This is a genomic window from Sporosarcina sp. ACRSM (genome assembly GCF_022346545.1).
In the GTDB taxonomy this organism is placed as follows: Bacteria; Bacillota; Bacilli; order Bacillales_A; family Planococcaceae; genus Sporosarcina.
Genome location: NZ_JAKRNU010000008.1, coordinates 1 through 19,613, shown reverse-complemented (window position 1 = coordinate 19,613; position 19,613 = coordinate 1). Strand labels below are relative to the sequence as shown.

Genomic DNA, 19,613 nt, shown 5'->3' with positions numbered 1-19,613 from the left:
AAATATTTCCTGGGAAATGAGCAGAACCCCGATTTCTTCGATTAAGTAGAAATCGGGGTTCAAGCATGTAAGCATCATTTCACCGTAAGGACTTCTCCCTTTGTCATTTTCTTCAGTTCATCGGGAGTCAATGAAAATACCGCTTTCGGGTGACCTGCCGCGGCCCAGATCGTTTCATACTGAAACAGATCCTCATCAATTAAAGTCCGTACAGGCTTCTTATGCCCTAATGGAGGAACCCCACCAATGACAAATCCCGTTGCTTCACGAACAAAGTCAGCGTCGGCTTTTCCTAACTTATCATTGAGTTGTTGGGCAATGGATTTTTCGTTAACTCGATTGATGCCACTTGCGACAACGAGGAGCGGTTCGTCTGTACTTTTCAACCGAAAAATAATGGACTTGGCGATTTGCGCCACTTTGCAACCTAAAGCATCTGCCGCCTCTTGTGCCGTACGCGCACTGTCTTCTAAAACGACTACTTCATTGGAGTGACCTAATTCTTGTAGTGTATCTTGTATTACTTGAGAATTCGCTGTTAACTTTTGCATTGAATTTAATTCCTTTCATTATTATTGTCTGAATAAATAATTCTTCTTCAATATATCATATTACGCGAAAGAAAAAGGACTTTCGAATAAGAAAGTCCCGAAACTGCTTTTCCTTTTAGAATCTCCATCCTCGCTCATACTGTTGCGGAGTAGAGATTTCCACCTCTAGTTCCCTTGCCGCTGTGTATGGCCAGTAAGGGTCCCGAAGGAGTTCCCGCGCAAGCAACACCATGTCCGCACGGTTATTTTTCAATATTTCTTCCGCTTGAATGCCTGTCGTAATAAGACCGACAGCCCCTGTTGCAATATTCGCACCTTCTTTGATCGTTTCGGCAAACTTCACTTGATAGCCGGGATATGCATCAATTTTAGCTGGAACAACCGCCCCTGAGCTGACATCGATTAAGTCCACTCCCTGTTCTTTCATCCACTTTGCCATTTCGACGTATGCTTCGGCTGTCATGCCGCCCTCCGTATAATCATGCGCGGAAATGCGGACGAAAAGAGGACCTTCCCAAACCGAACGTACTTCATCGATGATTTCGCGCAGGATACGATAGCGGTTTTCACTGGAGCCGCCATATGCATCCGTCCGTTTATTGGATAAGGGCGACAAGAACTCATTGATCAAATAGCCGTGGGCACCATGTAATTCAATGACATCAAAGCCGGCTTTCTTTGCACGCATCGCACCAGCTTTGAATGCCTGTATCGTTTCTCCGATCTCCTCGACGGTCATTTCAACAGGTGTTTTATATTTATCATTGAACGCAATAGCTGACGGTGCCTGAATATCTCCATCAACAGTCGCTTTCCGACCGGCATGTGCGAGTTGAATACCCGTTTTCGCCCCGTGTTGCTGGGTAAGTCGTACGATTTCCGCCAGACCTTCGATATGCTCATCGCTCCAAATGCCCAAGTCTTGTGCAGAAATGCGCCCTTGCGGTTGTACTGCCGTCGCCTCAACGATAATGAGCCCGACCTGACCCACCGCGCGTGTTGCATAATGGATCTTGTGCCATTCCTGTACCATTCCATCCTCATTATGGCTTGAGTACATGCACATTGGTGCCATGACGATACGGTTTTTGAATTCAACTCCGCGAATTGCATACGGTTCAAACAATTTTGCCATATTCTCGCCCTCCCTATATCTTGACTACATCAGTATAGCAAAGGACGGAGGAGTAGACCGTATTTCATGCTTGCAATGCCTTTATTATAAAATACAAGTAGATTGCAGGGGAAGTATTGTTCAATATGGAAATAGTAAAGAGATTGATGAAGGAATGCTTGTTGTCTTTTATTGAGAGAATTTATTGTCTTGTCTTCATAAGCTACATCGACAAGATGTTTTCAATGGGAGGTGTTCTATTATCGAAAAGTTCACTAGCAGATCATTGTCATTGTTCCTTTTTGTTTATTTTTTATTAATAGTCATCTTTTTGGCTTTTACCATTAAGACCAACTTTAATGGGATTGGATATAATATTGATTTGAACGAGGAAACGATGGTCTGGACGATTGAAGAAGGTTTTTTGGTAAAGAAAACATATGATGTCGAGAATATGGAAGAGTATTCAGGAGAAGTAATACATGCGGTGTTGCTAATTAATCGTGCTGACGGATTATGGAAAATGAATATTACCGTCATTTCACTCTTTATCGCAGGATTGTTCGGTTTATTTTCTTCGTCATTTAAACAAAATAGATATTTTAAATGGTATATGACAGTGTATGTTCTCTGCTTTGCTGTTTTTGTTTATTGGTCGATGAATGCTTATCAAGAGCTTCTGGAAGATCTTCCTAGACTACAGAATTTTATTAATAATTTGAAGGACTGAGAATAAGAGAAATCGTTTGGAGGAGCCGACGAATGGAATTGAAACGAATGGGAGTTTGATAGATTCGGTGATCGGTAAAGAAAGATGGTGTGAATTTATCGGGGTAACTTTTTTCATTGTAAGTGTATCCTGCTGCATATGGAACGGGAAAACGGTATGGCAATCACATACCGTTTTTATATTAAGACAGCGAAAAGCTGTAAATATTCTATTTAAAAACCTTCTGATTGGACGTCTCGTCTAATAGTAAGAAGGGGGGGAACGAAAGTGGAGGAATTACTAACAAACACAATTGAAATTGAAGACAAGGATGCCTTGATCGATGAATTGATGGAGCGGTATGGACAGGATATCTTAAGACTGGTCTATTCTTATGTGAACAATAGCCAGATTGCAGAGGATTTAACGCAAGATATATTTGTAAAATGCTACAAATCGCTTCATACATATAGCGGAAAATCAAAACTTAGGACATGGTTATGGCGGATCGCCATTAATCATTGCAAGGATTACCTAAAGAGCTGGTATAACAGGAACGTATTGGTGACGGAAGAAGAGCCGGCCAACTATCGGACTACGAAACAAATGGTCGAGGATACTGTCATCCAAAAAGAAGAGGATGATCAATTGATTGCTGCAATCATGACACTTCCGATTAAGTACCGGGAAGTAATTTATCTCTTTTACTATGAGGAATTGTTAATCAAAGAAATTGCTGTTCTAACGGAAGTGAGTGCAAATACGGTGAAAACGAGGCTCAGACGTGCCAAGGAGTTACTGAAAGAACGATTGGAGGGATAAGGAATGGACGAACGTTTAAAAAGATTGAGAAATTCCATGGATACGACTACATTTTCCCAGTTAAACTTTACGGAACGGCATCGGAAGAAAATTTGGGAGAAAATCAACAAAGAAAACGAAAGGGAAGAAGACGTCTTGTTCGCCATTATGCAGATTCTTGTTCAAGAGAAAACAGGATTCGAATTGGTGCAATTATTGCGTGGACGGGGACTGCGCACCTTTGAAGATAATGAAGGAAAATTATATACCCTATTGCATCAGCTTGAACAGGAGGGCTGTCTCCACGCTAGCTGGAACGAATCGAGTGTGAAATATTATCAACTAAGCAATAAAGGAAGAAAACGACTACGAACATTAGAAAAACAATTCACTCCGAAGCGTTTTGCTTTTAATAAATTAGTAGGCGAGGGAGAGTGAACGATAAGTGGAAAAAAAGAGTCAATCTTATTTAAGAGAAGTTAGGGAGCAAATAAAATCAAAAGAGGCGAAGAATTTTGTTTCTGCTGAACTGGATTCTCACATAAAAGAAGCGAAGAACGAGTGGATGAAAAAAGGGTTAGAGGATGCAGAAGCGGAAGAAAAAGCGGTCGGACAGATGGGAAGCCCGGTCACTCTTGGGCAACAGTTGAACAAGCTTCATCGGCCAAAGGTGGATTGGCTGACGGTGATTTTGTTAGTTACTGCGATAGGACTAGGGTTTACACCAATTTTATTCGTGGATGCCGACTATTCCTCACAGATTGGCATGGGTGCGGGCGATTTTTTTAAGCACAAAGCTATCTTTGCTTTTTTAGGTGGAGCATTGGTTTTGGGAATGATGCTACTGGATTATCGGAAATTAGCTAAGTTGGGCTGGTTGTTTTACCTAATCGGTATATTGATCCTCCTTATGTTAAGCTATTTTCCAACTGCACTAATCAATGGAATGTCGGTCATAATGCTTGGACCTTTCAGGCTGGAAAGTTTGATGGCCATCCCATTCTTTTTTCTTGCCTGGGTATCTTTTTTTAATAACAAAAGGTTGAAGATTTGGCATTTAGGTCTTTTGTTTTTTCTCTCTTGTTATTTACTCTTGATGGTACCGAGCATCCCAACAACTTACATCTACGTTGTTATGGTATTTGTCCTATTTTGGTGGAGCAAATTTAGCAGGAAACAGATTTTAACTACTATGATTTTATCCGTGGGCACATGTTTGCTGGCAGTTAGTGCTTTTTGGCCATTAACAAGTCCTTATCAAAAAGTAAGGCTTTTGGCTTTTTTAAACCCCGAAAAATATTCAAATGATGAAGGGTTTATGATCTTACACATTAAAAAGCTCATGGCGGATGCAGGTTGGTTTGGAAGCTCCAACACACTGCCATACTTACCAGGAGCGCATACCGATTTTGTTTTTGTCAGCTTTATATATCATTATGGCTGGTTTTTTGCTGCCGTTCTTGTTTTGATTCTTTGCCTACTTGTAGCAAGAATTATTGTCATTGCCCATAAGATCCATGATCCATATGGCAAGCTTCTCCTTATCGGTGCGATGACACTTTATACGGTTCAATTAGCTAGTAATATCGGCATGACACTCGGGTTCTTACCAATGACTTCTATGTCCTTGCCATTCATCAGCTATGGATTAATGCCAACCCTGTTTAACGCCTTTTTAATTGGTGTTGTACTAAGTGTTTATCGACGTAAAGATTTGGTGTCTAGCCGTTCGGTTCAAGTTACTAATTAAAGGGAATTTGTCAAAGGAATAAACGAAAACCCGCAGAATGGATTGTTCCAAGCGTCCATTCTGCGGTTTTTTGATTTTCTTAAGATTGTGCTCCGAGTTCGCGTGAACGGGCTGCCGCTTTTTCGATGCATTCTCCGATGATTGCTTTGAATGATCGTTCTTCCAATGCTTGTAAACCTGCTGCTGTCGTGCCATTTGGACTTGTCACGTTCTCCCGCAGTTCTGCTGGTTCTATTCCGGTTTGTTTCATCATGGCCGCTGCGCCTTCAAGCGTTTGGATGATGAGTGCGCGGGCGACATCCGGGGAAAGGCCTTTTGAAGTAGCGGCTTCTTCCAACGCTTCTGTCAAATAATAGACATAGGCAGGACCACTTCCGGACAGGGCAGTGACAGTATGCAAATCATCTTCTTCCACTTCTTTCACCAGACCGATTGCGCCTAATAGTCTGATTACGTGCTGGCGCATCGTTTCATCGACGGTGGCGTTCATGGCCACACCTGTTGCCGATTTGCCGATCGTAGCGGAAGTGTTGGGCATCGAACGGGCAATCGGTCTTTTTCCGAGACCTTCTTCCATTGTTGCAATCGATACGCCTGCGATAACAGACAAAATCGCCGCATCGTCTGATAGCAATGGGTGAATTTCTGTCATTACTTGGTGGATGTCTTTCGGTTTCGTCGCAAGTACGACTAAATCGGCTGTCTTCAGTATTTCTTTTTCTTTGCAAACAACGGAGATTCCATATTTTTGTTGTAAAGAAAAAAGCCTTTCATCATCCGATTTATTCATCACATAGACATTACGTGGTTCGATTGCACCTTGCTTTACGATGCCTGCAATGACGGCTTCCGCCATTGAACCTGCGCCTATAAATACTACTGTTTCCATCTTGAACACTCCTCTAGTTTTTCAATAAAAAAATGCGCTTCCGTCCTCATTGAAAAGGACGAAAACGCATGTTTCCGCGGTACCACCTAATTTTACCGGTCAAATCTCGTACCGGTACATCTTGTTCTTTCTTAACGCGAAAGGCACGTCCGTGTTTCCACGGAAGCTCGGAAGGAGGTTCAAAGCGGAAGAGGGAGTTGTGGCTTTCAGCCGGTGACCACAATTTCTGTTCTCCATTTCCGCATTTACTGGTCTTCGTCAATGCTTATATGTACTTGAATTAGAACGATTATTGCACGTTATGCAAAGAAAGTCAATCACGTGCTCAATCAGCTCATCTCGGAAAATACGAAGAATAAGCCAATAATGGCTAGCGTAATGACAACAACCATCGTCACTTTCAAGGCACTAACTGGTGATTTGCCGCTCACTTTACCTGTTTGTCCATTGACCAGAAAGCGGTAAATCGTGTTATTGAATACAAAGGAGGAAATCCAAATCGGCAATAAAATATGCTTATAGGTAATCGCTTTGTAATCTGTTGCGACGCTGACAATATTGACGACATCCCCATGGACTTGTCCGTAAATGCCATTTGCGATGCGCTGGTCAATGATCCCTCTTGCATCATGCCATCCTTCTTGTAGAGGGATTGAATACCTTTCCGCTAAAAAACCCGATAAATATTGGGATTTATAGTCGACAAGTCCATTCAGGTCGAAAGGTTCGATCTTATCAATAAGTCCGGTAGCCACGTTACGGGAAGCTTTGACTAACACATCATCAAAAAATTCCCTGTAACGCCCGCTTTCTGTCCGCCAGCTAATTTTCCGAACTTGCTCTGTCACTTGTTTCGGCTTTCCATCTTCGATGACGGTACGTGTCTCCGTCACATAATAATAAGTTCCGATTTGGACGACAAAGGAGGAGTCGGTTTGCGAGTCGAACGTCCAGTATGGAAGGTAGGCGCCTGTAATTTTATTCAATTGATACGATTGCTTTAACTTGGAAGGGGCGAAATAACGCTTTCGGATCCATACTTTGAATTTGTCGACGGCCTCTTCTTTTGTTATCTGAAAAGGAATAACCAACGCAGGTTTGATACCTGCATGATGTTCACTGGTAGCAATATGGGAAGAGCCGCAAAATGAACAGAAATCCGCTACTTTATCTTTGTCTAACAGTGTTTCAGCACCACAATTTTCACACTTGAAAACGCGCTTTTCATCATCCCAGCTATGGTCTTCCTTTTCGAGGGCTTGTAAAAAATCGTGTTCAATGGTGTTTTCACGTGTTGTTTCGATTTCACTTTCACTGTCACAAAACGGGCATTTCAATGTTCCGGTAGCCGGTTCAAACACCGCATTGCCCCCACAGGAAGGGCATTGATTCACTTTTGTTTCTTCAATTATTTTAAACTCTTCATTTTCCAAGCGGCTCACATGCACACCTCATCCTTGTTATAAGCTGCCGCCGCAGTCGCCACAAAATTTGGCATCCGGGGCGTTTCCATTGCCGCATTTCGCACATGTCTTTTCCGACATTTGTTGTGTGCCACATTGTCCGCAAAACTTTGCATCTGCGTCGATATCTGCCTGGCAGCTAATGCATGGAACTTTTGGTGTTTGAAGGGCTTTCCCGCATTCCCCACAAAATTTTGCTCCTGCGTTATTGAGTGTCTGGCAATGTGGACAGTTCACTTTATCGGGCTGGGCTGTAGGAGGGACCGGTTGCTGCTGATTTCCTTGGAAAGCATTCGCCATCATATTGCCGAGTGCGGCGCCTGCTCCCATGCCTGCACCTGCTCCCGCTAATCCGCCGCCTTCATTTCTCGCTGCATCCCGAATGGCTTCCGCTGCCTGGAATTGCTGGTACTGATTTATATTTCCGAGCACACCCATCGATGTCCGTTTATCCATCATTTTTTCGACTTCTTCAGGCAGTGATAAGTTTTCGATGTAGAGGGAAGTGATCTCGAATCCAAATGCTTTGAACCGTTCCAGCATCTTTATTTTCCCTTGTTCACTGAGCTCGTCATAGTACATGGCTAAATCCAAAGCCGGTATTTTCGATTCAGCAAACAGATCGGTCAACCCTGATAGCACCATCTTTTTCAGCTGGCCTTCGATGCTGCTCGTATCGAAAGAGGCATTCGTACCGAACACTTCTTTCAGAAAGACGGTCGGTTCGGATACCCGGTACGAATAGATGCCATACCCGCGTAATCGGATCATACCGAACTCCGGGTCCCGCATCATAATCGGATTGGAAGTTCCCCATTTTTGATTGATAAATTGCTTCGTATTCACAAAATAGACTTCCGCTTTAAACGGAGAGTTGAATCCATGTTTCCATGCCCTCAACTTTGTCAAAATCGGCATATTTTGCGTATATAACAGATGACGCCCCGGACCGAAGACATCTGCAATCTCTCCTTCGTGGACAAAAATGGCCACTTGTGATTCCCGGACGGTCAGTTCAGCTCCCATTTTAATTTCATTATTATGCACGGGGAACCGGTACACCATTGTATTCGTATTTGAATCGGTCCACTCAATGACCTCGATAAACTGATTTTTGAAAAATCCAAATAAACCCACTCTATAAGCCCTCCCAACAACGTAGTAAACTGCTTTCATTATACCATGAATCGACAAAACTCTTTTGCTTTGCTAGAAAAAAGGGAACTCAATGGATGACGTTTGTGACGAGAAGATGTACAATAGACTGAACACTCATTCATTTTTAAAAAGGGGCTTTTTATATGATTCATAAAATAATCATTCCTACGCCATATGCAGTAGGAGACGTAAATGCATTTCTCGTCAAGGGGGATGCGCTTACACTTGTCGATGCGGGACCGAAAACACCAGAAGCATATGAAGCTTTACGCTGCGGTTTGAAAGAGGCGGGCTACACATTTAATGATGTTGAGCAAGTCATTTTGACGCATCATCACCCCGATCATGCTGGTTGGATCGATGCATTCGACCGTGCAGAAGTTCTTGGCCACCGCTACAATGATTTGTGGTTGAAACGCGATGAAGCATTTTTTAAGTATCATGATAGTTTCTATCTAAATTGTTTGATCGAAGAAGGGGTTCCCGAAGAATATCATTTTTGGGTAAAGCGTATGAAACGTTCTGTTGAATTGATGGGTGAGCGACCGCTCGATCAACTTCTGGCTGAAGGGGAGAGAGTTCCCGGACATGAGGATTGGACAGTAATGGAAACGCTCGGTCATGCACAAAGCCATATCGTGCTGTGGCATGAAAAAACAGGGGCGATGATTGGCGGGGATTTAGTGCTTGAAAAAGTGTCCTCTAATCCGCTGATCGAGCCGCCACTTGATCCTCAAATGGAGCGTTCACGTTCTTTATTGCAATATCAACATTCATTGAACCGCTTGCTTGACATGCCTGTTGACGTCATTTATAGCGGCCATGGCGATGAAGTCCGAAATGTTCATGCGCTGATTGAAAGCCGATTGGCAAAACAGCGTGACCGTGCGATGAAAGTGCTGGCGATGATGAATGGCGGCTCGCGGACGATTTTTGAACTGACCCGTGAACTATTTCCGGCTGTATACGAAAAAGAGCTCGGCTTAACCTTATCGGAGACCATTGGACAAACCGATTATCTCATCGATCAAGGATTGATCCAAGAAACACGCGATGAAAATGGCATTCTGCATTATGCGCAAGCGTAAATCGATTTTAGTTACGGGAGCAACAAGCGGTGTCGGTTTCGCGTTGACGAAAAGGTTGTTGGCAGAAGGGCATGCCGTTTGGGCGACAGGCAGAGCGGTAGACGCGTTAACGGAGTTGCGGCAAGCCGGTGCGCTGACGATCCGGGCCGATTTATCCGAGCAGCAAGATCTTGATCATTTAGTAGCACAAATCAGTTCACCCGATGTTGTTATTTTTTCAGCTGGGATCGGTACGTTTGACTATGCCTATGAAACTTCTGATAAAGCGATACAAGATACGATGGATCTCAACGTTGTTGTCCCAATGCGGCTTACGAAACGGCTGTTGCCCAGCATGATGGAACGTAAACAGGGGCAGCTGATTTATCTAGGCTCGCAAGCAGGGAAAGTGTCTACACCAAAGTCTTCGATTTACGCAGCATCCAAACATGCTATGATCGGCTATACGAATGGACTTCGTATGGAGCTTGAGCCATTCGGTATCGATGTCACGTCCATCAATCCGGGCCCGATCGATACACCATTTTTGGATCTCGCGGATAAAACGGGTCATTATCGCCAGTCGATCGGTAAACATTTGTTGATGGTGGAACAGGTGGTCGATGCGATTATGAAAACGATCGACAATCCTGTCCGAGAAGTGAATCTGCCATGGTATATGGGAATCACAAGTAAACTGTATGCGGTCGCTCCCGCGCTTGTTGAACGTCTAGGACGTAAATTTTTCATGAAAAAGTAATTAGCCACAGCCTACGAGGTTGTGGTTTTTCATTTTATCAAACAGTTTTAAGGAACTTGCAAATGATAATTTTTCCGGAAAAATATACCGATAGCATATGAACGTGCGTTCGTCATATACTATAAAGAACATCAGTTCTATCGGAGGCGTTAGTATGTATGAGCATTTACCGGATCGGAAAATCGTCTGTCTCGATATGCGCAGTTTTTACGCCAGTTGTGCAGCTGTGATGGAAGGGCTGGATGTGATGGAAACACCGATTGCGATTATTGGTAATAAAGAGCGGAAAGGCGGTGTCGTTCTCGCTGCATCTCCACCGCTAAAAAAACAATTCGGGGTACAGACGGGGATGCGCCTGTTTGAAATTCCAGATGATCCAGCAATTCATTTGATTGAACCTAAAATGCAGTTTTATATTGACGTATCCATGGAAATTGTCCGTTTGCTAAACAGTTATGTGCCGAAAGAGGCGATCCATGTATATAGCGTGGACGAAAGTTTCATTGATCTAAGTGGAACGGAACGGCTATGGGGACCCGTTGAACAGGCAGTGGAACGAATACGGGACGATCTCAGCAAGCAATTCCAGCTACCGTCTGCGTGTGGCATAGGGCCGAATATGCTATTGGCGAAAATTGCACTCGATCTGGAGGCAAAAAAAACGGGGATTGCGAAGTGGACGTATGAAGACGTGCCGACGAAGTTATGGCCGATTGCGCCGCTTAGCCGGATGTGGGGGATCGGTAGGCGCCTGGAGAAAACCTTGAACAATATGGGCTTATTTTCGGTCGGTGATCTTGCACATGCTTCCCTCGATCGGTTGGAGAAGAAATTTGGCATTATGGGCAATCAGTTGTACCATCATGCGCACGGCATCGATCTATCAGAGATGGGCGCCCCACTGATCGAAGGGCAGGAAAGTTTTGGCAAAGGGCAAATCCTTTATCGTGACTATCGGACACGGAAAGAAGTGCTCACCGTCATCCTTGAGATGTGCGAAGATGTCGCCATGCGGGCGAGGAGAGCGAGGAAGGCGGGGCGCACCGTACATCTGTCTGTCGACTATTCGAAGCAAGCGCTTGGCGGCGGTTTCGGGCGCTCGCGTTCGATGAGCGAGGCGACCAATGACACGCTGAAAATTTACAAGATGTGCATGGCATTATTCGATGAATTTCACGACGGTCGACCTGTGAGACGTCTGGCGATCAGCCTAGCAAATCTGGAAGATGAGCGTTCCATGCAATTGAGTCTATTCGACGAGCATAACTGGCGCAACCGTGAACTCGGTGAAACGATGGATGTGTTGCGAAACAAATACGGCTCGAATGCTATTTTGCGGGCGGTTTCATATACAGAGGCGGGGACGGCTGTTGAACGGGCGAAATTGATTGGGGGGCATTTCAGGTAAAGATTGAAATGAATAGAGAGAAGCGAAGTGTATAATTGAAAGTGTTTTTTGACAGTTTAGCAAAAATGAAGAAGGTAAGGGTGGTATATGATATACTATTTTCAATATTCCGATTGAAGGAAGAGTATAGTGATGGTTGGAGGCGACAGGATGAACCAGCTATTAAGAAAAGCGATTGTCGAATCTCGAGAATTTTATCTGTCTACTAAATCTGTCTGGAAGCGATATCAGGAAATGGGACAATATCCTGAGGGGAACATACGCGAAGAAATACTCGACTCCTGGATGAGTTCCAAAAATCTAGGTGTCAATCCTTTTCAAAATCGAATAAACGAAATTATTACCCAGCATGATCTGACCGAACGAATTGAACGAAACGAACAATTATTGTCGTTCGCGTCACCCCAAATAGCAAGTTTAGCCGACCTTTTGAACGATTCGAAAACGATGCTGTCCATTACGGATAATAACGGTACGATTTTACATTCCTCTGGTGAAAAGAAGACCTTGAAAAAGGCGGAAGCTTTAAATATTTTTGACGGTGGTACGTGGAGCGAGAAATCCGCAGGCACCAATGCTGTCGGGGTCTCGCTGAAGACGAAAAAATCGGCCCAAGTACTGTTTTCCGAACATTTCTGTGAAAAAAATCATGAATGGTATTGCGCGGCCACTCCGATTTTAGCCCCATTTACAAATGAACTGTTAGGGGTTGTCAATATTGCAGGTTCAACTGATCGGGTAAACGAGCACAAAGTCGAACTTGTCATTGCGGAAGCGAAAAATTTAGCTCATTCCATTGTCCGTCCCCTATTTGACCATGTATTGCGCAATAACTTATTTCTAACTGCCGCGATGGAGGGCGTAGAAGATGCCGTATTTGTAGTCGATAGCGGAAAAGTGATTGTGGAAAAAAACGAGGCAGCCAGGTCTCATCATAGTCTACAAGGTATACAAACCATTCCCAATCTGACAGGGCTCGAAGCACTCGTCGATCGTGTATTGCAATCCGGGAAGAAAATCATGAAGGAAGAAGTATGTGATGATAAAAGAAAAAGAAAATTCGTATGCTCCATCTACCCGGTCACTTTCCAAGAAAAGCACTTAGGCGCGGTCATATTTTTAAAAGAAAGCTTCATGCACATCCAAACGAAAATGGAAGCCCAGATACCTAGACGATCAGTGAACCGACAAACAACACGCTATTCGTTTGATCATCTCATCGGATCTTCTCCGGTATTTATGGATGTTGTGAAAAAAGCTAAGAAGGCATCGATGATTGAATCGACTCTCTTTCTTTCCGGTGAAACCGGGACTGGAAAGGAAATGTTTGCACAGGCAATTCATCAGGCTAGCGACCGAAGGGAAAAGCCTTTTGTAGCGATCAATTGCGCTGCTATTCCACAAGGATTGCTTGAAAGTGAATTATCCGGTTATGAACCTGGCGCTTTCACAGGTGCCAAATCAAAAGGAAGCCCTGGGAAATTTGAATTGGCGAATGGAGGCACGATTTTTCTTGATGAAATCGGGGATATGCCGCTGGATTCACAGGTTCATCTCCTGCGTATATTGGAAGAGCGGGTCGTCACAAGAATAGGCGGAGTAAAAACAATCCCGATAGATGTACGCGTCATTGCAGCGACACATAAGGATTTAACAGAGGCGGTCGCAAAAGGGGAATTCCGTGAAGATTTATTGTATCGGCTGCGCGTCATCCAATTGAAAATTCCGGCTTTGCGTGAAAGGGCCTTTGATATCCCGGAGATGGTCAACTTTTTTATCCGAGAAATGTGCGGTCAATTTGGAAAGCGGGACGTTCTGATCCACGCTGATACCATGCAATATTTATCGCAATATAGTTGGCCCGGAAATATAAGGGAGCTGAAAAATGTAATTCAACAAGCGCTATTTAATATGAATGGCAACATATTGCATCCTATGGACCTACCCGTGGAACTGTTGGAGGAAATTGAAAGCGCTTCATGTACAGAAAAAGAGCGGTTCATCGAAGCGATGAGAAGAGAAAAAGGGAATGTCACGAACGCCGCAAAAATGCTAGGCATTTCCCGTGCGACGATGTATCGAAAAATCAAGCAGTATCATATAACAGACGATCATTGGATTGGATGATAGAAGCACCGTTAACCCCTGATGAATGAAGGATATTCATCAGGGGGTTTTTATCTTCATCCAGATAAAACTGTGAGACAATGAGACACTTTTCGTCTCATTGAAACAATCATGGACGGTATTTTAAAAAATAGTACAGATAGGTGAACCCTGTTGATGCGTTGATTTATGTGATTATTCAATCTGCCAAACATATTCGGCATACTTTTTGCAATATTGTAAAGGTGTATCTTCATTTATGAAAGTGAGGTGATGAAGTCGCATGCAGAATTTTGATTTGATTGTAATCGGTGCGGGACCTGGCGGATATGTTGCCGCAATAAGGGCTGCACAATTAGGCAACACGGTCGCAATTGTGGAAAGGGAAAAAATCGGTGGGACTTGCTTGAATGTCGGTTGCATTCCGTCAAAAACGCTTTTGAAACATGGTGAGATGGTAGAGAACATAAAAAAAGCGAATGATTGGGGTATCCATACTGGTGGATTGTTCATCGATTTTCCGAAGCTGATGCGACGGAAAGATCAAGTCATCCAAACGTTAACGGGTGGCGTCGATTATTTACTAAAGAAAAACAGCATCACGCTATTTCAAGGAACAGCATCCCTAGATAAGGAACGGGTTGTTACGATTGCCGGAGAAAAAATCAAAGGTCGGGATATTTTATTGGCTACCGGTAGCAGACCGTTTGTTCCTCCTATCAAAGGGTTGGAAGAAGTTGACTACATGACGACGGATTCGTTTTTCAACTTGAAGGAATTACCGGAATCCCTCGTTATTATCGGTGGAGGCGTCATAGCAGTTGAATTGGCTTTTGCGATGGCACCGCTTGGTACAAAGGTGACCATCATCGAAGTGGCGGATGATATTTTATTGACGGAAGATCCGGATGCACGAAAAATCATCCATGATCAGTTGAGAAAGAAAAACATTGAAACGATTACAAAAGCTGAAATCCAGGAAGTGAAAAAAAGCCAAGTAGTTCTAGCGAACCGGGAAATTGCATATAACAAGTTGTTGATAGCTACCGGCAGAAAACCGAATATTGAAGTGGCGAATGACCTGCAATTGGAAATGGATGATGCCAATAAATTCGTTGCGGTAAATGACAGGTATGAAACGAGCCAGAAGCATATTTACGCCGTTGGGGACTTGGTCGGGGGTTATCAATTAGCTCACGCGGCCAGTGCAGAAGGTCTCGTAGCGGTACATGCCATGAATGGGGAAATGCCGGATCCTCTCGATCAAACAGCAATCGCACGCTGTGTCTATACGTCCCCTGAAATTGCTACCTTCGGACTTAGTGAGGATCAGGCTAAGAAAGCCGGTTATGACGTAGCCGTGACCACATCCCTGCTCGCAGGCAATGGCAAGGCAATCGCGATGGGGGAGACGGAAGGCTTTGTAAAAATCATTGCTGACACAAATTACGGAGAAATTTTGGGGGCTGTCATCGTCGGAGCCGGTGCTACCGAATTGATTGGCGAGCTATTAGCTGTCAAACATGCGGAAGGGACGATGAATGAATTGGCGAGCTTTGTACGAGCCCATCCATCTGTCTCCGAAGCAATCGGGGAAAGTGCGAATGCGCTATCCCGGCAAGCAATCCATATGTAAGCATTACAAAAGGAGGAATTGTATATGGATAGGAAAGAAGCGCTTTGGATTTATCAAAAGATGAATGAGATCCGTTTTTTTGAAGATGAAGTACACCGCACGTTCGGAAAAGGATTGATTCCAGGATTCGTCCATTTGTATGCCGGAGAAGAAGCGGTTGCGACTGGTGTCATGGCTTTATTAGATGATGAGGATTATATAACGAGCACCCACCGTGGCCATGGTCATGCGATTGCAAAAGGCTGTGATATCAATGGGATGATGGCAGAAATCATGGGGAAAAAGGATGGTCTCGGCGGTGGAAAAGGCGGTTCTATGCACGTTGCAGATATTGGAAAGGGAATGCTTGGTGCAAACGGGATTGTTGGTGGCGGTTTTGGACTTGCTGCGGGTGCAGCCTTAACGGTTAAGACGTTGGGCCGGGACAATGTCGCAGTCTGCTTTTTTGGGGACGGTGCATCAAACGAAGGCGTATTCCATGAAGGTTTGAACCTTGCGTCCATTTTGAATTTACCGGTCATCTTCGTTTGTGAGAACAATCAATTTGGGGAAGGAACTCCATTCAGATATGCGAGTGCTTCCGAAACGGTTGCGGAAAGGGCTTCAGCTTATAATATGCCAGGTGTCCGTGTGGATGGCATGGACGTTGAGGCAGTTTATGATGCAACAAAAGAAGCGATTGCAAGAGCAAAGTCAGGTAAGGGACCTACGTTAATCGAATGTGATACGTACCGCCAATATGGTCATTTTGAAGGCGATGAGCAAAAATACAAAACGGATCAAGACCCGAATAAAGACCGTGATCCGATTCCCGAGTTCCGTGAAAAAGCGATAGCCAACGGATGGATGACTGCGGAAGAAGCCGATGCGATTGAAACGGCGGCGGAAAAAACGATTGTCGAGGCAACCGCTTTTGCGGAAGCGAGCCCGTTGCCGGATGAATCTGCACTTTATACGGATATCTTTGCTTAAGAAAAGGAGGAATCACAAATGACAGAAAGAAAACTGACGTTTATGTCTGCAATTACCGAAGCAATGGTTCAATCGATGAGAAAAGATGAGACGGTCATTTTAATTGGAACTGATGTTGCCGGAGGAGCAGAAGTCGATCATCTGGTCCATGACGATGGACGTTACGACGACGCGTTTGGTGGTGTGTTCGGTTTGTCAAAAGGAATGGTGACGGAGTTCGGACGTGAACGCGTCATTGATACACCGATTGCAGAACATGGATATTTCGGTGCTGCGGTCGGTGCGGCTGCCACGGGGCTACGTCCCATTGCCGAATTGATGTTCAATGACTTTGTCGGATTTGCGTTGGACCCGATCTTAAACCAAGGTGCAAAGATGCGCTATATGTTCGGCGGCAAAGCAAAAATTCCGTTGACTGTGCGGACAGTACATGGTGCCGGCGCGGGTGCAGCGGCACAGCACTCCCAGACATTGTATGGCATGTTCGGGGCCATTCCCGGTGTGAAAGTGGTCGTTCCTTCCAATCCATATGATGCTAAAGGGCTGATGCTCGCGGCGATTGAAGAAGATAATGTCGTCGTCTTCTCGGAAGATAAGATGCTATATGGGATGAAAGGCGATGTACCTGAAGAGTATTACACAATTGAAATCGGCAAAGCGAATGTGGTCAGGGAAGGTACGGAGCTGACGATTGTCGCCATCGGTAAAATGGTTCAAGTCGCGCAAGAAGTTGCAAATCGTTTGGCAAAAGGAGACATCTCCGTAGAAGTGATCGATTTACGGACAATCGCTCCGTGGGATCAGGAAACGGTTTTGAACTCTGTAGAGAAGACGGGAAGACTCATCGTCATTGACGAATCCAATCCGCATAACAATACGGCGACGGATATTGCATCAGTCGTTGCAGATAAAGCATTCGATTACCTCGATGGACCGATTAAAACGGTTTGTGCGCCGAATACACCGGTTCCATTCGCTGCGAACCTAGAGAAAGCATACATTCCGGATGCAGACAAAGTGTTGAAAGTGGCCGAGGAATTAATTGCCGATTTAAGAAAGGTCTCAACTATCTAGGAGGTGAACGAACGGATGAACGAAACGATTGTAATGCCTAAATTAGGGATGACGATGACGGAAGGGACCATCACGGAATGGTACAAAGAAGTCGGAGATCCCGTTGAAAAAGGTGAGCCGATTTTAACGATCAGTTCAGAGAAATTGAACCAGGATATCGAAGCGCCGATATCAGGTGTGTTATTGAAAAAACATGGCGAAGTGGAAGATGAGTTGGAGGTGGGGGCTGTCATCGGAGTGATCGGAGCGGAAGGGAAAACAGCTTCCACGGAAACAAAGAAAGTTGAGCAGCCTCACGCTGAAAAATCGAAAACTTCCGAGCGTGTAAGTGTAGCTACAGTAGCAAGACCTGTAAAACAGGCCAGTACAAAGACACGGATTTTCATCACACCTTTAGCTAGACGAATGGCTGAAAAAGAAAACTTGGACATCGCTCACATCAAAGGGACCGGCGGCAATAATCGCATCACGAAACGCGACATCGAGCGCGTGTTGGTAAATGGTGTGGATGTTGAAGTTGAAGCTACAGCTGAACGTACAACTCAAGCTGTTTCAGTCGATTTAAGTGCGGTTGGTGAAGGGCTGTCTCCGATGAGAAAAGCGATTGCGCGGAATATGCGTGGCAGCTTGGCACAAACAGCGCAATTGACACTACATCGGAAAGTGAATGCGGATCCATTAATTGACTTCCAAAAGGTGTTGCGAAAAGAAATCGAATCGGGCGAATTGGATGTTAAACTAACGCTGACGGTACTTATAGCACGGGCGACAGTCCTCGCACTCCAAGAATTGAAGAAAATGAATTCCCTTTATCATGATGGTCAATTGACAGAGTTCGATGAAGTTCATCTAGGAATTGCGACTTCCCTGGAAGATGGCTTGTTGGTCCCTGTCATTAAGGATGCCCATCAAAAAACAATCGGTAGTCTCGCAAAAGAAATGAAGGACATCACGGAAAAAGCGAGAAGCGGGGCGGCGGATGGCAACCTGCTGTCTGGCTCGACGTTCACGATCACCAACCTGGGAGCCAGCGGAATCGAATACTTCACACCTATTTTGAACGCACCGGAAACGGGCATTTTAGGTATAGGTGCATTGCAGGATGAATTGGCATTAGCCGAAGACGGTGCAGTGAAATCAGTGAAGAAAATCCCGCTCAGCATCACCTTTGACCACCAAATCGTGGATGGTGCGACAGCTGCCGAGTTCTTGACGATGTTGGTCGGCTATATCGAGTCGCCTTATCGGTTGGTGCTTTAATAGTAACTGTACTGAAAAATGATGATTGACAAAAAGAAAGACTGCTGGAATAAGTTTCCTATTTTTCCGGTAGTCTTTTTGAATATTCGTAAATACATATTTAGTTTATGAAGATTTATTTAGCGTCTTTATCAGAAAACCTTTCCTTAATTTCCTCGAAAAACAGATTGGCGGCATTGGAAAAAACCTGATGCTTCTTCCAAACAATATTTAATCCGGATTCAAGTCTCGGTTCTAATGGTCTAAAACAAAGGCTACTATCACTGGATGTATTTACTAACTTATCAAGAGTGACTGCGTAACCGATGCCTTCCACTACCAATATGGCAGCATTATACACAAGATTGTAGGTCGTGATCACGTTTAACAACTTAGGGCATTCATCTCCCACCTCAACGCGAAGCGTAGGTGGGAGATGAATGCTTGCCCTTCGTTTTTTATCACGAAGCAAACGTATGTTTTGAAATGCAGGATTTGTGGTATAAGAAAGTATGCTACCATCTGATTGGAGGGTGAGCAATGATTCGCTGTATGAAAACATCATTCCGGGCAAGCAGGGAAACCATTGACCGATTATTCGAGTGTAACCGGATTTCAGGTGAGGTTTGGAATCGGTGCTTGGAGCTTGCGAAAGAAACTCATTTGAAAACGGGAAAATGGATCACCAAAAGCGAATTGCAAAAAGGGACAAAAGAGACTTTTCCGATTCATTCCCAATCTGTTCAAGCCGTGTGTCATAAGTATTTGTTTGCACGTGATGCAGCAAGAAAAGCGAGAAAAGCCGGACATCCAAATAAATACCCGTACAAACGAAAAAATCATTTCAATACGAAATGGGCGAACAACGGCTTCAAGGTCTTTGAAAATGGCAAGATCCAATTATCGATGGGGAAGG

Annotated in this window: 17 protein-coding genes, 2 pseudogenes and 1 other annotated feature; of the genes and pseudogenes, 13 read left to right on the top strand and 6 right to left on the bottom strand. The window is 44.3% G+C overall.

Annotated features, from left to right (window positions below; genetic code table 11):
* Positions 1-74: 74 nt before the first annotated feature.
* Together MHZ95_RS13340 and namA are read right to left on the bottom strand one after the other, a co-directional pair.
* Entirely contained in the window at positions 75-551 is a 477-nt protein-coding gene (locus MHZ95_RS13340) for a YbaK/EbsC family protein (protein ID WP_239391235.1), read from the bottom strand.
* Positions 552-666: 115 nt separating this feature from the next.
* Positions 667-1,686: an NADPH dehydrogenase NamA gene (namA, locus tag MHZ95_RS13335; protein ID WP_239391233.1), complete on the bottom strand. Its 1,020-nt coding sequence runs from the start codon at positions 1,684-1,686 to the stop codon at positions 667-669.
* Between the two features lie 376 nt (positions 1,687-2,062).
* Between namA and MHZ95_RS13330 the strand changes: the two genes are divergently transcribed.
* The 4 genes from MHZ95_RS13330 (at position 2,063) to MHZ95_RS13315 (ending at position 4,925) form a co-directional block, all read left to right on the top strand.
* Complete coding sequence (locus tag MHZ95_RS13330) at positions 2,063-2,395, top strand: hypothetical protein (protein WP_239391231.1); 333 nt, start codon at positions 2,063-2,065, stop codon at positions 2,393-2,395.
* A gap of 267 nt (positions 2,396-2,662) precedes the next feature.
* Positions 2,663-3,196 carry a sigma-70 family RNA polymerase sigma factor gene (locus MHZ95_RS13325; RefSeq protein ID WP_239391230.1) on the top strand — a complete coding sequence of 178 codons (534 nt, stop codon included), beginning with the start codon at positions 2,663-2,665 and terminating at the stop codon, positions 3,194-3,196.
* A gap of 3 nt (positions 3,197-3,199) precedes the next feature.
* Complete coding sequence (locus tag MHZ95_RS13320) at positions 3,200-3,613, top strand: PadR family transcriptional regulator (RefSeq protein ID WP_239391229.1); 414 nt, start codon at positions 3,200-3,202, stop codon at positions 3,611-3,613.
* 7 nt (positions 3,614-3,620) lie between these two features.
* Positions 3,621-4,925, top strand: coding sequence for an FtsW/RodA/SpoVE family cell cycle protein (locus tag MHZ95_RS13315; protein WP_239391227.1), 1,305 nt, complete (start codon positions 3,621-3,623; stop codon positions 4,923-4,925).
* Between the two features lie 79 nt (positions 4,926-5,004).
* Here the strand turns inward: MHZ95_RS13315 and proC are convergent, their stop codons facing one another.
* From proC to MHZ95_RS13300, 3 genes are all read right to left on the bottom strand, one after another.
* Positions 5,005-5,814, bottom strand: a complete 810-nt coding sequence (gene proC, locus MHZ95_RS13310) for a pyrroline-5-carboxylate reductase (RefSeq protein ID WP_239391226.1) — start codon at positions 5,812-5,814, stop codon at positions 5,005-5,007.
* Positions 5,815-5,865: 51 nt separating this feature from the next.
* Positions 5,866-6,085: a binding site (T-box leader), on the bottom strand.
* Between the two features lie 58 nt (positions 6,086-6,143).
* Positions 6,144-7,256 carry a hypothetical protein gene (locus tag MHZ95_RS13305; RefSeq protein ID WP_239391224.1) on the bottom strand — a complete coding sequence of 371 codons (1,113 nt, stop codon included), beginning with the start codon at positions 7,254-7,256 and terminating at the stop codon, positions 6,144-6,146.
* Positions 7,257-7,274: 18 nt separating this feature from the next.
* Positions 7,275-8,414: an SPFH domain-containing protein gene (locus MHZ95_RS13300; protein WP_239391222.1), complete on the bottom strand. Its 1,140-nt coding sequence runs from the start codon at positions 8,412-8,414 to the stop codon at positions 7,275-7,277.
* 164 nt (positions 8,415-8,578) lie between these two features.
* Between MHZ95_RS13300 and MHZ95_RS13295 the strand changes: the two genes are divergently transcribed.
* The 8 genes from MHZ95_RS13295 to MHZ95_RS13260 all read left to right on the top strand — a co-directional run bounded on the left by MHZ95_RS13295 (position 8,579) and on the right by MHZ95_RS13260 (position 18,718).
* Complete coding sequence (locus MHZ95_RS13295; protein WP_239391221.1) at positions 8,579-9,523, top strand: MBL fold metallo-hydrolase; 945 nt, start codon at positions 8,579-8,581, stop codon at positions 9,521-9,523.
* Positions 9,489-10,262 (top strand): SDR family NAD(P)-dependent oxidoreductase, encoded by a 774-nt coding sequence (locus MHZ95_RS13290; protein WP_370643038.1) that lies wholly within the window; start codon positions 9,489-9,491, stop codon positions 10,260-10,262. The genes MHZ95_RS13295 and MHZ95_RS13290 overlap by 35 nt, the downstream gene beginning before the upstream one ends.
* A 154-nt stretch (positions 10,263-10,416) precedes the next feature.
* On the top strand, positions 10,417-11,670 hold the full coding sequence (locus MHZ95_RS13285) for a Y-family DNA polymerase (RefSeq protein WP_239391220.1): 1,254 nt from the start codon (positions 10,417-10,419) through the stop codon (positions 11,668-11,670).
* A 150-nt stretch (positions 11,671-11,820) separates the two neighbouring features.
* Entirely contained in the window at positions 11,821-13,797 is a 1,977-nt protein-coding gene (locus MHZ95_RS13280) for a sigma-54-dependent Fis family transcriptional regulator (RefSeq protein WP_239391218.1), read from the top strand.
* A gap of 262 nt (positions 13,798-14,059) precedes the next feature.
* Complete coding sequence (gene lpdA / locus MHZ95_RS13275) at positions 14,060-15,412, top strand: dihydrolipoyl dehydrogenase (protein ID WP_239391216.1); 1,353 nt, start codon at positions 14,060-14,062, stop codon at positions 15,410-15,412.
* 18 nt (positions 15,413-15,430) lie between these two features.
* On the top strand, positions 15,431-16,384 hold the full coding sequence (locus tag MHZ95_RS13270) for a thiamine pyrophosphate-dependent dehydrogenase E1 component subunit alpha (RefSeq protein WP_239391215.1): 954 nt from the start codon (positions 15,431-15,433) through the stop codon (positions 16,382-16,384).
* A gap of 18 nt (positions 16,385-16,402) precedes the next feature.
* Positions 16,403-17,458, top strand: coding sequence for an alpha-ketoacid dehydrogenase subunit beta (locus MHZ95_RS13265; RefSeq protein WP_239391213.1), 1,056 nt, complete (start codon positions 16,403-16,405; stop codon positions 17,456-17,458).
* Between the two features lie 15 nt (positions 17,459-17,473).
* Positions 17,474-18,718: a dihydrolipoamide acetyltransferase family protein gene (locus MHZ95_RS13260; protein WP_239391211.1), complete on the top strand. Its 1,245-nt coding sequence runs from the start codon at positions 17,474-17,476 to the stop codon at positions 18,716-18,718.
* A gap of 115 nt (positions 18,719-18,833) precedes the next feature.
* Here MHZ95_RS13260 and MHZ95_RS13255 read toward each other — a convergent pair.
* Positions 18,834-19,085 (bottom strand): annotated as a pseudogene (locus MHZ95_RS13255) (LysR family transcriptional regulator); the annotation flags it as partial.
* Positions 19,086-19,237: 152 nt separating this feature from the next.
* Between MHZ95_RS13255 and MHZ95_RS13250 the strand changes: the two are divergent.
* Positions 19,238-19,613 (top strand): annotated as a pseudogene (locus MHZ95_RS13250) (transposase); the annotation flags it as partial.